This window comes from Bradyrhizobium sp. Kon58, assembly GCF_055807455.1.
Map to the genome: position 1 here is coordinate 30,214 of NZ_JBVVOT010000034.1, position 14,618 is coordinate 44,831.

General features: G+C 58.8%; 11 protein-coding genes. 7 read left to right on the forward strand and 4 right to left on the reverse strand.

The features are described from left to right. The first annotated feature begins 25 nt into the window (after positions 1-25). From AC0L20_RS34105 to AC0L20_RS34115, 3 genes are all read left to right on the forward strand, one after another. Positions 26-451, forward strand: coding sequence for an OsmC family protein (locus tag AC0L20_RS34105; RefSeq protein ID WP_085350980.1), 426 nt, complete (start codon positions 26-28; stop codon positions 449-451). A gap of 37 nt (positions 452-488) precedes the next feature. Further along, entirely contained in the window at positions 489-917 is a 429-nt protein-coding gene (locus tag AC0L20_RS34110; protein WP_473294857.1) for a cupin domain-containing protein, read from the forward strand. Between the two features lie 68 nt (positions 918-985). Further along, on the forward strand, positions 986-1,507 hold the full coding sequence (locus AC0L20_RS34115) for a Dps family protein (RefSeq protein ID WP_473294858.1): 522 nt from the start codon (positions 986-988) through the stop codon (positions 1,505-1,507). Between the two features lie 215 nt (positions 1,508-1,722). Here the strand turns inward: AC0L20_RS34115 and AC0L20_RS34120 are convergent, their stop codons facing one another. After that, complete coding sequence (locus tag AC0L20_RS34120) at positions 1,723-7,173, reverse strand: AAA family ATPase (RefSeq protein WP_473294859.1); 5,451 nt, start codon at positions 7,171-7,173, stop codon at positions 1,723-1,725. A gap of 505 nt (positions 7,174-7,678) precedes the next feature. On the opposite strand from AC0L20_RS34120, the gene AC0L20_RS34125 reads away from it, so the two are divergent. The 3 genes from AC0L20_RS34125 to AC0L20_RS34135 are packed head-to-tail and all read left to right on the forward strand — an operon-like array spanning position 7,679 to position 10,495. Further along, positions 7,679-8,737, forward strand: a complete 1,059-nt coding sequence (locus AC0L20_RS34125; protein WP_473294860.1) for an ABC transporter substrate-binding protein — start codon at positions 7,679-7,681, stop codon at positions 8,735-8,737. Between the two features lie 5 nt (positions 8,738-8,742). Beyond that, a complete protein-coding gene (locus AC0L20_RS34130; protein ID WP_473294861.1) occupies positions 8,743-9,678 on the forward strand; it encodes an ABC transporter permease in 936 nt (311 codons plus the stop codon). Continuing rightward, complete coding sequence (locus AC0L20_RS34135; RefSeq protein ID WP_473294862.1) at positions 9,671-10,495, forward strand: ABC transporter ATP-binding protein; 825 nt, start codon at positions 9,671-9,673, stop codon at positions 10,493-10,495. Before AC0L20_RS34130 ends, AC0L20_RS34135 begins: the two co-directional genes overlap by 8 nt. Before the next feature lie 330 nt (positions 10,496-10,825). On the opposite strand, the gene AC0L20_RS34140 is transcribed toward AC0L20_RS34135, so the two are convergent. Beyond that, on the reverse strand, positions 10,826-12,613 hold the full coding sequence (locus AC0L20_RS34140; protein WP_473294863.1) for a PAS domain-containing sensor histidine kinase: 1,788 nt from the start codon (positions 12,611-12,613) through the stop codon (positions 10,826-10,828). A 45-nt stretch (positions 12,614-12,658) separates the two neighbouring features. On the opposite strand from AC0L20_RS34140, the gene AC0L20_RS34145 reads away from it, so the two are divergent. Further along, positions 12,659-12,925 carry a hypothetical protein gene (locus AC0L20_RS34145; protein ID WP_143275390.1) on the forward strand — a complete coding sequence of 89 codons (267 nt, stop codon included), beginning with the start codon at positions 12,659-12,661 and terminating at the stop codon, positions 12,923-12,925. Positions 12,926-12,936: 11 nt separating this feature from the next. On the opposite strand, the gene AC0L20_RS34150 is transcribed toward AC0L20_RS34145, so the two are convergent. Together AC0L20_RS34150 and AC0L20_RS34155 are read right to left on the reverse strand one after the other, a co-directional pair. Further along, positions 12,937-13,578 (reverse strand): response regulator transcription factor, encoded by a 642-nt coding sequence (locus AC0L20_RS34150; protein WP_085394894.1) that lies wholly within the window; start codon positions 13,576-13,578, stop codon positions 12,937-12,939. 128 nt (positions 13,579-13,706) lie between these two features. Then, positions 13,707-14,447 (reverse strand): sensor histidine kinase, encoded by a 741-nt coding sequence (locus tag AC0L20_RS34155; RefSeq protein ID WP_085394893.1) that lies wholly within the window; start codon positions 14,445-14,447, stop codon positions 13,707-13,709. Positions 14,448-14,618 lie beyond the last annotated feature (171 nt).

A 14,618-nucleotide genomic window follows, 5' to 3' on the forward strand; every position in this document is an offset into this window, starting at 1 on the left:
GTCAGAACAAGCAAGGAGGAGCGACGTGATTCGCAAAGCAAAAGCGGTTTGGAGCGGGAGCGGCCGTGCCGGAAGGGGCTACTTATCCAGCGAATCCGGAGTGCTGGCCGAGACGGCCTATTCCTTCAAGACACGTTTCGAGAACGAGAAGGGGACGAACCCGGAGGAGCTTATCGCAGCAGCACATGCCGGGTGCTTCACGATGTCGTTGGCATTCGTGCTGCAGAGCGCTGGCTTCACGCCGACGGAACTCAGCACCGAAGCAGCGGTGACGCTCGAGGCGGACGGTAAGGGGTTCCGCATCAGTCGATCCGCGCTGACATTGCGGGGCAATGTGCCAAATCTCGATGACGCTGCGTTTGCGCGGCTCGCGGGCGAGGCGGAGAAGAGCTGTCCGGTGTCCAAGGTTCTCAACGCGGCGATCACACTGGATACGAAATTGATCCAGTGACTGCAGGCTTTCGGTCGTCACGGAAAGGAGAGCGGCGATGACCCTGAAACATCAGCCTGATCAGGCCAAGTTCAAGGCGATCTTGCCCGAGGATATCGACTGGAAGCCGTTCCCGGCGTTTCCGGCCGGAGCTCGTTTGGCGATCATGGTTGGCCACCCGGCGGATCCCGGTCCTTATGTGGTCAGAGTGAAGTTGCCGACCGACACAAAGCTGATGCCGCACAAGCACCCGGAAGATCGAATCTACACGGTTATGTCCGGTGTTTTCTATATCGGGCTCGGTGAGATCTTCGACACCGAAAACGTGCAAGCCTATCCGCCGGGAAGCGTCGTCGTTCTGCCGGGAGAAACCTGGCATTTCCATTGGGCGAAGTCCGGCGAATACGTCACGCAGGTAGCGGCGATCGGCCCGCTTGGTCTTGAATATCACGACTTGCGCGACGATCCGCGGCATCGCCACGCCTGAGGGCAAGGTCCTGGAATTGATCCTGATCCTGAGGTCATCAGGAACTATCGGCTAAAGGGAGGAAGTCAATGAGTATTCGAGAAGCCCAAGCGCGAAAGACCGCTTTGCTCAAGACACCTACAGATCTGACGCCGGATGCGATCCGAGATATCTCGGGTGCCTTGAACATCCTGCTTGCCGATGTGTTCGGCTTGTATCTGAAGACCAAGAATTTTCATTGGCACGTGTCCGGACCGCACTTTCGCGATCGTCACCTTCTCCTCGACGAGCAGGGTGACCAGATCTTCGCTACGACCGACGCCATCGCCGAACGCGTGCGCAAGGTCGGAGGGACGACATTGCGTTCGATCGGGCATATCGGCCGCTTGCAACGTATCCTGGACAACGACGCAGGTTTCGTTACCCCGATGGACATGCTCGCCGAGCTCCGAGACGACAACAGACAGATCACCGCAGCCATGAGAGAAACACACGGCGTGTGCGACGAGTACGGCGACGCGGCTACCACGAGTCTACTGGAAAATTGGATCGATGAAGCCGAGCGACGCACCTGGTTCCTGTTTGAGGCCACGCGGCACGGGGACGGTTGAAATTGTCATAACCGCCGTCTATGAAATCGTGGAAGAGAGCTGACTTCCCTGTTGTGCCGCCGGCGGCAGGGGCCTGCGAGCCGAGTGGCTCGACTGTAGGATCGCGCATTCTTGCGGGCGCTAATGAATAACTTCGATCCGGCCGAAAGAGCGAGTGCGTTGAGTTGTGCAGGGGGTAGATTTGGCAGGATCCTATCCGCCTAGCTTCTCAATGATTATTCCCCGATGGGCAGCATCATGTAGAAGACTGCGCCGCGCGGTTCGTTCGGCATTGCCCAGAGCCGGCCGCCATGCGCTTCGATAATCGAGCGGCAGATCGGCAATCCCATGCCCAAGCCGCTGGGCTTGGTTGTAAAAAACGGATCGAACATTCGCTCAGGATTGGTTTGAGACAGCCCCGGTCCCGTATCGCTTACCGCGACAAGCACGCCCCCCGATTTGACCTCATCGGTCTTGATCAGCAACTCGCGTCTCCCCTCCGTCACCTCGCTCATCGCTTCAATAGCGTTCATGACCAAGTTGAGGACCACCTGCTGCAGTTGAACCTTGTCCCCCAAAGTGTGCGGCAGCGTCTCTGACAGCTGCATCTCAGCCGAAACGCTGTGCTCTGACATCGCGGCACGGGTCAGTCTCATAATTTCCAGAATCGCCTCATTAATTTCTAGATTACCCTTTTGCGCCGGCGCTTTTTTGGAAAAATCACGAATTCGGCTCACAATGTCAGCGGTTCGCTTGCCGTCGCTGACAATGCGGTCGATCAACGGCTTGGCCTTTTCCAAATTGGGCGGTTGATGGGCGAGCCAGCGCAGAGCGGTTTCAGCATTCGTAAGCAGTGCAGCGACAGGTTGGTTGACCTCGTGGGCGATCGAGGCCGTAAGTTGGCCCATTGTCGCGACGCGGTTCGCGTGCGCCAGCTCTGCCTCGGCGCGCTTTCGTTCGGTTAGGTCGACAACGAAAGCGACGCCCTGGTGTCGGCGTTCGCCGTACGTCGCTCCGGCCACAAGCACCGGCACGCGGCTGCCGTCTTCTCGAAACAAATCTTTCTCGTAGGGTCGGCAGGTACCGGTGGAGGCCAACTCTGCCAAGATCCGTTCGTCGGTCCCGGCCCATTCGGGAGGTGTCAAGCCAGGAAAGCTCAGACGGCCGGAAATGACGTCATCGCGGCTATATCCCACGATACTAAGAAACGCGTCGTTGGCTTCCACGATGCGGCGGTCAACATCGAAAATGCATATCCCGACGATATTGGAATCGACGAGGCGTCGGACCTTCGCCTCCCGCTCTTGAAGATCGCTATAAAGGCGCGTGTTCTCCAGCGAGATCGCTGCTTGCGCCGCCAGCAATTCCAGGACCGCGATCCGAGCCGGTGTGAACGCGTGGGACGTCAGCGCGTTTTCGAGGAGGAGAATCCCGGCTAACTCCTGCTGCTTGATCAGCGGCAGGCAGAGGATCGATTTCGATTGTCCGTCGCGTAGATAGTCGTCGCCGGAGAACAGGTTGGATTTGGAGGCATCATTGAGAATTATGCTTTCCCGCGTGCGGATCACGTAGCGGACCAGGGATTCGGGACACGCAATCCCGGTGATCGGCTCCTGGCGCATTGTGACTTCAACCTGATCGCTGGTCGTTCGCGCCTCGGCCTGGATCAGATATTCATCGCCTGTGGCCAGTATTAAAAGGCCGCGATCCGCGCCGGCATTCTCGAGCGCGATCGTCATTAGCCGCTCGATCAGCTTCGGCAACTCAATCTCGCTGGACACCGCCTGAGACGCCTTGACGATGCTTGCGACATCCAGCTGCTGGCTTGGGGGGGCAATGATCGGGACGGGACGCTGCTCCTCCGGAGCGGCCAAATGTGGATAGAATCTATCGAGCTGTCGCACCTTGCCCTCGGCCCCCCAGCGAAAATAGCAGTCCCTGGCCTTGCGAAGATAGGAGTCCGCGAATGTCCCGAAACCGCGCGCGCTGCAGAAGCGGGCAGCCACCTCATAGGCCAGAGCTTCATTTTGTACGAGCCCATGCTCGCGGGCCGAGCGAATGGCTTGCTCGTACAGGCGCATGGCATCGGCGTCTCGCCCATCGATCCGGGCCACCTCGGCTCCGACGAGTGCCGCCCGGTTGGCAAAATTCTCGGGGCAATGGATTCCCCAGGTGTCGAGCTTCTCCAGGTGATCCGTCAGCCTCCCGCGATGATATTTGCGGTCGTCAGAGGAAGCGGATTCATAAACTGCCGCATGGCAAAGCGCATCGTAGAAGTGGTACTCAACGACCTCCAAAAGAGACAGGGTGCCCCCGACCAGCGGCTGCGCCCTTGAGGCCGCCTGCAATGCGTCCAGATATTCGCCCGCGAGGAAACGTGCTTGCAGCTTGCGGATGTAGTACCAACATTCTGGCAGTGCGAGAGCCGGCTTGCCGGCCAGATCATACTCAAGATCACTTTCACGGAACACAGCGTCGTCAAACGAGCCAAGACGGGTAGTCAGTCCCCGCAGGCTCCGGATGAGACCAAGTTGACCGAGAATCCAGCCTTCGATCGTTCCGAAGCCGACTTTGCGGATAAAGGCGAGCCCATGTTCAGCCTGCTCCTGGGCTTCGATCAAAGGGTCGCCAGCCATCAGATAGTTTGTAGTGAGCTGGCCGCAAGCGTATCCTGCAAAGCTGATTTCACCTGTCCGGCTGGCGAGGTCGAAGCCACGTATCAGTAACTCGCGCCCCTTTCGGACATGTTGGGTCCAGGGCACGCCGAAGCCGAATGTCTCGAATGTCCTGGCTTGAAATCGCTGCAATCCCGGTCGCTCAACCAACTCGCACCCCAACCATCCGAAACGGTAACCAGCGTCGAACTGGCCGAAGTAGGTTGCCAAAGTGCCCAGCTGCGCGTAGGCGATACAAGATGCATCACTGTGACCTCGCTCGAGTCCTATGCTAACAGCCGTGCAAACAGCCAATGCGAACAGGTGCCAGGAGTCAAAGTAATGCCCGGGGATCGCAACTCTGGTCAAAAGATCCACAGCGGCCAGCGAATCGGGATCGCTCATGAGTGGCAGATTGATGAGATCCTCGATCGCACGGGCGCCTAACCGGGTCCAGATTCCATCGTAGGCGCGTCGCGCATCAGCTTCCGTCGGACGTTCCGGCAAGTCGACGCCCAGCTGTCGTAACGAACGCAAACCTACGGCGACCGCCTCATCGCTACGATCGATTCCCTGGTAAAGATCGACTTGCAGGCAGGCCACCGCTACGCGCTCTGCTGTCGTGACGGCACGAATGGAAAGACTGCGCAAGCGCTTTTCGGCTTCGGCGATCGTTCCGGACGCGAACTCGCAATGCGCCCTGGCCAGCTCTAGACCAAAGCTGAGTTCGCGACGATCCTGCCGGCCGTCCCCGGACAGTAACGCGGCGCCGATGGTCAGGTAATTCAATGCAGATGCATAGGCGCAGGAGGCCTGGGCGCGCTTGCCGGCCATGAGATTGAACTCAGCCAGCTGCTCGCGCTCTTCCGGTGCCGTCACCAACGACGACGCCCGGTTGAGTTGGTTGACAATTTCGAAGACGGCCTCGTCCAGCTTGCCTGGAGGCGTATGCGCGACCAACATCCTGCCGATCCTTAGGTGTGCGGCGGCGCGCCGCTCAATCGGGATCAGCGCATAAGCAGCCTCGTGGACGCGATCGTGGGCAAACCGGTAGGAACTCTCGAGAAAATCGACCAAATCCTGCCGACGTGCCTCGACGAGACTGGCGTGCAGCTCCTGCTCGGTGGCGTCGTGAACGATAGCTAACATGGCGGTAGTTGCGATGTTACCGAGACAGGCCAGTTGTTGGAGCGCCAGCTGGGTTGCAATAGGAAGCCGGACGAGTTTTCCGATCATCAAGTCAGCGACATTGTCCGTGTAACCCTTCTCCCGGATCCGCTTGAGGTCCCACGACCAGCGCGAATGCACCGAATCGAATGCGATCAGACCTTCATCCGTTAACGTCGACAGAAACTGATTGATGAAAAACGGATTGCCATCGGTTTTTTGCAGAATAAGCTGAGCTAAATTCGCCACCCGATCCGTCTCACAGCGCAGCGCCTCAGCGATCAACCGCGAAACATGCTGAGCATCGAGCGCGCCTAGCGTGATTTCCTCGATGGACGACGTGCCGGCCGCCTTGATCGAGCCGAGTTTACGTATCAGCGGATGGGAGGCATCGATCTCGTTGTCGCGATAGGCGCCGATGAGAAGCAGGTGCGGGACGCTCTCCTGGGTAAGGAGATCCTCGAGCAGGTCCAAAGTTGCCGTATCGAGCCATTGGAGGTCGTCGAGAAACAGGGCGAGCGGATGTTCGGGGCGCGCGAATACACCGATGAAGCGCCGCAACACTAAATGAAAGCGTCGCCGGGCGTCGGGCGCCGGCAGCTCAGCGATCGGCTCCTGCTCCCCAATGATCAGTTTCAACTCCGGAACGAGGTCGACGATGAGGTCGCCGTGGGGCTGAAGTGCATGGAGTAAAGTCTCCCGCCAGCGGCCGAGTTCTGCTTCGCTCTTGGCGAGGATCTTGCGAACCAGGGCCTGGAAGGCCTGTGCCAGTGTCGCGTATGGGATATCGCGCTTGTATTGGTCGAACTTGCCTGCCGCGAAAAGTCCGCGCGGCGCGACAAGGACCTTATGCAGCTCGTTTACCAGCGAGGATTTTCCGACGCCGGCATAGCCGGATATCAATACGAGTTCTGGCGCCCCTTGGGCCACGACCCGATCAAACGAGGCGAGTAGGGTAGCGATCTCGCGCTCGCGGCCGTAGAGCTGCTCTGGAATGAGCAATTGGTCCGACGTGTCGTGCGCGGCCAGTGCGAATGGTTCTATCACGCCGTATAGCTGCCATTCCCTAAGACACCGACGCAGGTCGCTCTCGATGCCCCCCGCGGTCTGATAACGTTCCTCCGCAGTCTTCGCGAGAAGCTTCATCACGATCGACGAAAGCACATCAGGAATTCCGGTTGCTCGTTCACTCGGCGCACGAGCCTGTCGTGCAATATGGCAATGTATCCATTCCATCGGATCGGAGGCCGTAAAGGGAAGACTCCCGGTCAGCATCTCGTAGAGTGTCACTCCGAGCGAGTATATGTCAGTGCGCGAATCGATCGAGCGATTCATCCTGCCTGTTTGCTCTGGCGCCATGTAGGCAAGTGTTCCGCCAATGAACTCTGGCGGTTGGACCGATTGTCTCTCGCGCGTAAGTCGCGACGCGATTCCGAATCCGGTAAGCCGTACCTCGTCACTTGCAGTGTTCACCAGAATGTTGGCAGGCTTGATGTCTTTGTGGATGAGGCGGTGCTGGTGCACCTTGCCGAGGGCTGCGGCCACGCCAACTGCGAGGCGCAGGAAGAGTCCTACCTCCATTGGCGTGCCGAGGAGCCCACCGAGCAACTCGCCGCCAGGATCCTCGAGCACCAGAATGATCTTGCCGCCGCGATCTCGCGTGAGCTCGAGCGGCCGTACGGCCCACGTGCTGTCAAGCTCATCCTTGAAGGAGTATTCGTGGACAATGCGATCGAGAATAGTCTGCGTTGGTTGTTCCGAGGCCGGGAGTACGATCAGTACATCCTTCCCACCTCCTTCGCCCTCCCGCCACCCTCGCGCGAGGACGAGTTCGCCATCCTCCCATAAAATCTCAAGGCTACCCATTCCGTTCGCGCTGAACCGAGAAGATGATCCCACTCGCAGGCCTCGCCTTTCAGCCGGCAGCGGCGCCCAGCTATGCACGACAGATCACCGCAGACAGTACGGACGTCATCTTGGCTCGCCGACGCCTCTTTGCATCGGTCCTCGGTAGGCTCAAGGTTAGCACTGTCGCATGCGCGCTTGGAAGCTATGTGCGTCGTAGGGGCCGAACTCAAATTCGGAGTTGCGAAACGTGCAGCAGCCAGTCGTGCCAGCAGCCATCTCCGGCTTCGCCGCTAACCAAGTGTTCTATAAAGGTTATTCGCTTCGGAGCCAGCTTCGCTATGAGGGTTACTGGTCTGATTGGAGCACGCGTAGCCCATTTGACTTTCGAAGTGGCTTGTCCTGAATTATGTTCTAGACTGAACAACGGTTTCGGCCGGAAGCCGCCGCAGCAGGACACTCTGCCGTTTGATAGCGCCTCCAACCGGCGTCACGCGTGAGGGTGAACTGCAAAAGGAGAGGCTTCATGTGTGATTGTCATGGCGGCCTAGGCCTGGCAATTCCCGCGATGACCGCGTTGAACCGACGATCGTTCCTGAAAGCGAGCGCGCTGGGAACAATCACGATGGCGGGTGGGATGATGGGCCTTCCCAGATCGGCCCGTGCAGCCGCGACCGTCAAGGCGGCCCACGGCGACGGCTTTTGCAACGTCGCGTTCTTTATCGCGCATGCACGCCAACTTGCAAGGGACGATGGACTGACGCTCCAATTCGTCAATAGCCCTTCCTTCGCCGAGCAGGTTACGTTCCTCGGCACGGGGCAGGTAGACGTCAGCGTGCTGCCCTACACAAACTTCATGGCTCTCTATGACGCCGGTGCGCCGGTTACGATCGTTGCCGGCGGCGGCGTCCAAGGCATCTACCTCGTCGCTCAGCCGGGGCTCGACATGCCCGCCAAACTCAAGGGCAAGACGCTCGGAACCTTCCAGAACAACACGCTCGAAGTGCTGCCCTACGATTGGCTGAAGAAGAACGGCGTCGCATACAAGGACGTGACGGTCCGCTATATGGACTCGATCGGTGACATGGTCGCCGCATTCAAGGCCGGTTCGATCGATATCGCCTCTACCATCGAGCCCTATGGCTCGGCCCTCCTCAGCGACGTGAAGGGTTCGGTCCTGCTGTCCGATGGCGTCGACATCTATGGGCCACAATATACGGACTGCGTGCTCGCCGCGAGCAACGCTCTACTTGCGAAGGACCCCAAGAGCGTCCAGGCGCTGATCAAGGCGTTGCTGAAGGCGCAGCTGCTCTGGGAGCAGGATCGCGAGGGACTGCTCGCGGAGCTCGTCGGCACCTACTACAAGACCTCGCTCGAAAATGCCCGGATCGGTGGAAAGGCTCAGCTGGCGAAGGTCGATCAGAGAGCACAGACGGACTTCATCCTGAACCGTGTAGATTCGGTCATGGCGCTGGGCTACATCAAGAAGAAGCCGGGCAAAGATGCGATCGACTGGAGCTATCTTGAGGCAGCAATCGCCGAAGTTCCCGACGTCTACGCCAAGCTCAAATACAAATCGGCTTGAGCTGCATGACAGTGGGCAGCGTCAAGAACGGCGGCGACCCGAAAGTGGCCGACGCTCCGGGCTTCGCCACTTCCTTGTTCGGTCAGACGTTCGAATTCATCGGTCAGCATGGGCCAAAATTGGGTTGGGGCCTGCTATCGGTCGGGCTGTTCGCCGGTTTATGGGAACTCCTGTGGTATATCGGCCTCGTCGATCAGCGCTTGCTGCCGCCTCCGCACATCTTCCTCGGCGACTTCGCCGGGCAAGCGAAAAATTTCAACACCGCCAAACGTTGGGAGATCGGCGTTGATCCCAATTCTGGGCCGACGCCCCAGATGGCCGTCATCATCACCATCGCGTCGTCGACGCTGCGGGTGCTCGCGGGCCTCGCCATCGCGGCGATCACGAGCCTCTGCGTGGGGATCTTGATCCGCTATCATGGCCTCATCGGCAAGCTGGTGCTGCCGATGGTGACGCTTCTCGCTCCGGTCTCTCCGGTCGCCTGGTTGCCGGTGGCGATCTTCCTGTTCGGCATCGGCAACGGACCGGCGATTTTCATGGTGTTCATTGCCCTGTTCTTCACGATGACGCTCGCCACCATCACGCAGATCGATTCGGTCAATCGTAACTATATCGATGTCGCGCGCACGATGGGCGCCAGCAAGCGGCAGATCTACACACGCGTGATTCTCCCGGCGATCCTACCAGGCTTGCTCGTGGTGCTTCGTCTCAATTTGTTCGCCGCCTGGATGGTGGTGCTGGTCGCCGAGGCAATCGGCGTCGGTTACGGGCTCGGGCAGATCATCTCGATGGCGCGCAACACGTTCAACCCGGGTCTCGTCTACTTGACCATGGTCATCATCGGTTTGCTCGGCTTCACCTTCGACTTTGGCCTGCGGCTGCTGCAGCGGCGTGTGCTGTTTTGGGTTCCGAAGGGGCACGGAGGGTTGGGCAGTGGCTGACGCGCCTCGACTGAATGGCTTAGCCAGCGCCGTGAGCTGCGTCGGCGTCGGCAAGATTTGGAATGCGGGAAGCAAGCGGGCCCAGGAGGCGTTGATCGACATTGATCTCGAGATCGAAACCGGCGAATTCGTGGTTCTACTGGGCCCCTCCGGTTGTGGCAAAAGCACGCTGCTCTATCTCATCGCCGGGCTTGAGAAGCCGACTTCGGGGGTAATCAATTCGCACAGCGAACCCGTCAACGGACCTGCGCCAGAGCGCAGTCTGATCTTTCAGGAGACATCTCTCTTCCCTTGGTTAAATGTTTGGCAGAACGTCAGTTTCGGTCTTTCCCTGTGTGGCGTGCCGACCGAAACACGTAAAGAGACAGCCCGTCAGGTGCTGGAGCGGGTGGGGCTTTCCGATGCGTTCGAAAAGCGTCCCGACGAACTCTCTGGCGGAATGCGTCAGCGCGTCGCCGTGGCGCGCGCGCTCGCTATGCAGCCCAAAGTCCTCCTGATGGACGAACCGTTCGCTGCCCTCGACGTCCAGACCCGCGTCAAGATGCAGGGTTTCCTGCTCGATGTTTGGGATGTCAGCAAGGCCTCTGTTTTGTTTGTCACCCATCATATCGATGAGGCTATCGCGCTCGCCGACCGGGTCGTCGTATTTACCGCGCGCCCCGGCCGCATCAAAGCGGTTGTGTCGATCGATTTGCCGCGACCGCGGGATCTGACGTCGCCGGCCCTGCTTGCGTTGCGCGTCGAATTGACCTCGCTGTTGCGCGACGAGGTTGATCGCGCATTCGCCGAGCAGGAGAGCCTGTCCGTGACCCGCTGACGGAACGTTTATTGCGGCCACGCAGTTTCGATAGAGGATATCGGTCGCTTGCAAGATCCAGGAGAACGACGCAGAGTTCATTACCCTGATGGACATGCTCGCCGAACTCCGAGATGAAAGCAGACATGTCATGGTAGCGATGCGCGGAACACAAGGCGTCGGCGACAAATACGGCCATGTGGTCTACTGCAAAACCGGATCGATGAAGCGGAGCGTCGCACTTGGTTCCCGTTTGAGGCCATGCGGCACGGGCGGGTTGAAACAATGCGATGAAATTGTCGAGTACGTGTCTCAGGTCGTTGTTGGCGGCGCCCGGACTTGGCAGGATAGCTATCCACCGAGGTTCTCAAGCGATTGTTCCCCGATCGGCAGCATCATGCAGAAGACTGCGCCGTGAGGTTCGTTCGGGGTTGCCCAGAGCCGGCCGCCATGCGCTTCGACGATCGAGCGGCAGATCGACAACCCCATCCCCAAACCGCTGGATTTGGTCGTGTAGAAGGCCTCGAAGATACGTGCGAAGCCCGCTGGAGGCAGTCCCGGACCGGAGTCGCGTATCGCGACGAGTACGCCATCCGCCTCAGTGCTCGTGCTGATCGACAACTCGCGTGACCCCGTCGCGAGCTCGGTCATTGCTTCGATCGCGTTCATAATCAAGTTCAGAACCACCTGTTGCAATTGGATTCTGTCCCCCAGAATGCGTGGGAGTTCCTTTGCCAGTTGCGTCTTCGCCAAAACGCCGTTGTCTGACATCGCGGCATGCGTCAGCCCCATAACATCCAAGATTGCTTCGTTGACTTGCACGCTTTCCATCCGCACCGGCGCCTTCTTGGAAAAATCCCGAATTCGACTCAAAGTATCGGCGGCCCGTTTGCCGTCGCTGATAGCACGTTCGATCGACGGCTTGGCCTTTTCCAAATTGGGTGGCTCGTAGGAAAGCCAGCGCAGCGCGGTTTCGGCATTCGTAAGCAGGGCGGCGAGAGGTTGGTTGAGCTCGTGGGCGATCGACGCCGTGAACTGGCCCATGGTGGCCACGCGGCTCGCGTGCGCCAGCTCCATTTGAGCCTCGCGAAATCGCCGCTCGCTCTCGATCAGTTCGTTCTCGGCCCGTTTGCGGTCTTCGATGTCGTAGGTTGCGGCATACCAGGCGATAACCTCTCCGTTCCTCCGCAATGGCACACGGCGTGTAACGAACCAGCGGTATTCGCCATCGGCTCTTCGAAGGCGAAGTTCCGACTCGAAAGGTTCACCTGTGACAAGCGCGACATCCCAGGCAGCTTCGAGTCGTGGAACGTCATCAGGATGAGTAATGATGCTGGTGCGAGTGGTCCACTTCGTTGTTGTCAGTCCGCTGTATGTGCGTCCGACTGCATTGACATAATCGATTATACCGTCAGCCCGGTGGCGAAGTACCAATACAGGCACGGTGTCGATGATCAATTGAAGCTCATGTCTGGCTTTGGCCAGGTCAGCTTCGCTCTCGCGCAGCGCGTCCTCGGTTCGCTTTCTTTCGTCGACATCGAATGCGATAGCATACCATTTGATCACCTCACCCGTCTCGCTCCGTAGCGGTACGCGGCGAACCCGGTACCACCTGTACTCTCCATCGGCTCTTCGCAGCCGTTGCTCCAGCTCAAACGGTTCTCCTGTCGCGATGTGTTCGCGCCACTCGCGTGCGACCATCTCTTCATCATCCGGATGTAGCGCGCTACCCCAACGGCGGCCTTCGGAATTGTCCTGCGAAAGGCCCGTAAACTCCCGCCAGTTCTTGTTGCGGAAATCCATGAATCCGTCGGCGCGATACCGCGCGATCAGTGCCGGCACCGCATCGACGGTCTGCCGGATCTCCTGTTCAGCTCCTTGCGCCTTTATTGCCGCCTCGCTGCGTTCAGTCTTTTCGACGCGCAGCCTTTCGTTTTGCTGTTGTAGTTCCCGGATCATCAACTGCTGCTCGTTGAGCAGCAGTTGAAGCGAGGGCGAAGTGCTTCTCCGGGCGGCAGACAGCACCACAAACATCGACGCTACGATAAACAGTCCGAGTCCGAGGATCTCGCCGGACTGAAGAACAACGGGATTGCCTGATGAGAGAAGAGGATATTGGAGAGAAAGCAACGTCAGCACGGAAGCGAGCCCCCCGGACCTGGGCCTGCTGCCAGGGCCACAAACGTGACCGTGCAGAGAAACAACAAGAGCGCAAGATCGCAGCTCGACGAGGGCAATACCGTAAGAGCTACCACGGCTGATATTGCCGCCGAGCCAATCGCAATCGCGTATTTTACGATCATTGGCCACTTCAGGATCCGCGAAAGGGCGGACGTCGTCGTGATCATTTTCCACCGCCTGCTCACCACCAATTCGGCCTGCGGAGATGCACCGAAGCCGATCTACAATACGTGCGAACGAAACGCTCGTATTCTCGGAGAAGTGGACTGACTGGGATACGGCTATCGGCCGCGTTTCCGGAGGATTGGTTTAAGAGCATCGGCCATCCGAACCAGCTCGGCATAAGTTCGTGCGCGCATTTTATGCATGGCGGCACCTCGATGAATTTTGACCGTAATTTCGCTGATCCCGAGGTCGCCGGCTACCTGCTTGTTCATCTTGCCGGTCGTAACAAGCAGCATCACTTCCTGTTCCCGCGGGGATAGCGTTTCGAAGCGCTCTTTCAGTTGCGAACCATCGTTCTCGACGACGCGTCGCTCTCGATCGCGCTCGATGGCGGCCAGGACGGCATCGAGCATGTCCTGATCGCGAAACGGCTTGGGAAGGAAATCTACAGCGCCATGCTTCATGGCGTGGACAGACATCGGAATGTCCCCGTATCCGGTCATCATCACGACCGGAATTCCTACGCCGATCTGGACCAGCCGGGTTTGAAACTCAAGCCCGTTCATGTCTGGCAGCCTGACATCTAGCACAATGCAGCCAGGCCTGTCCGAGAGGTTTGCCGCAAGGAAATCCTTCGCTGTGGCGTAGGTTTGGGTCTGAAGTCCGACCGAGTCAAAGAGACCCTCAAGCGCGCCGCGCATGGAAGCATCGTCATCGACGACGTGTACAAGGGGCTTCTCGTTGATGGCGGTCCGCATACCGTTTGTTTTGCACCGTATTTGCACGGGTTGTTAGCACAAACGGTAACGGACAGGGGATCACACCTATGTATAGGTCGCGGAGCGTCCTCCTCTGCTGCTCTCAAAAGCTTAATTGCGGCGGGCCTTTAGCTTGCGGCCATCGCTGCAGCGGGCGCGTAGATTGAGAATAACGACCCTTCCCCCACCATCGATCGGACTTCGATTCGGTGGCCAAGCACCTCGATCGCACGGCGGACGATAGAGAGCCCTATGCCCAACCCGTTGCTACGTTCGGGCGCAAGACGCGTGAAGGATTCGAAGATTCGGGGCAGTTGCTCGTCCGGAATCCCGATACCTGTGTCGTATACGTCGATCCTAATTTCGGACCCTTTGCGGCGGCAGCCGATCAAAATGCGTCCTCCAGGTTCGGTGTATCTTGTTGCGTTAGTCAGCAGATTTTGGAGGATGCAATCGAGCAGCACCGGATTGCTCATTACATGGGCATTCGTTGCGACTGCCCGAAGATCGATGCCTGCTTGAATTGCGGCATCTTCGTTTTCGTGCCGGAGCCGCCAGAACAGGGGCCCAAGTCCGACAGAGGAGACCGCCAGGGCGTTCGTGCGCTCGGCGAGATAAAAGGCATCGACCAGACAATTGAGCTGTTCGGTCAGCTTTTTAACAGCCCGTTCCCCCCGGTCCAGCCACGCTTGCTGCGGCACTTGCTCCAAGCGCGAGCGCAGCAGGGAATACGTGCTCTCTATTACCTGCAAGGATTGCCGAAGGTCATGTCCCATCATGCCGACAATCGTCGTCTGAAACTCCTGCGCGACCACGCTTTTAGGCTTCTGATCCTGCATGTTCGGCGCGAAGCTTTCGATCGTTCTCATCTTTTTCCCCCATTTGGCTCTGCATGCCACGAGCCCATCAAAAGCCGGTCAACAGGATCTTTGCCATCCTACGTTTCGGTGTCGCGGATCAGCTTATCGTATGATGATGGTGGGTGAGGTTCGCTGGCATGCAACGGGGCACGACAGGCAGGGATGGTGCCGTCGCATGAC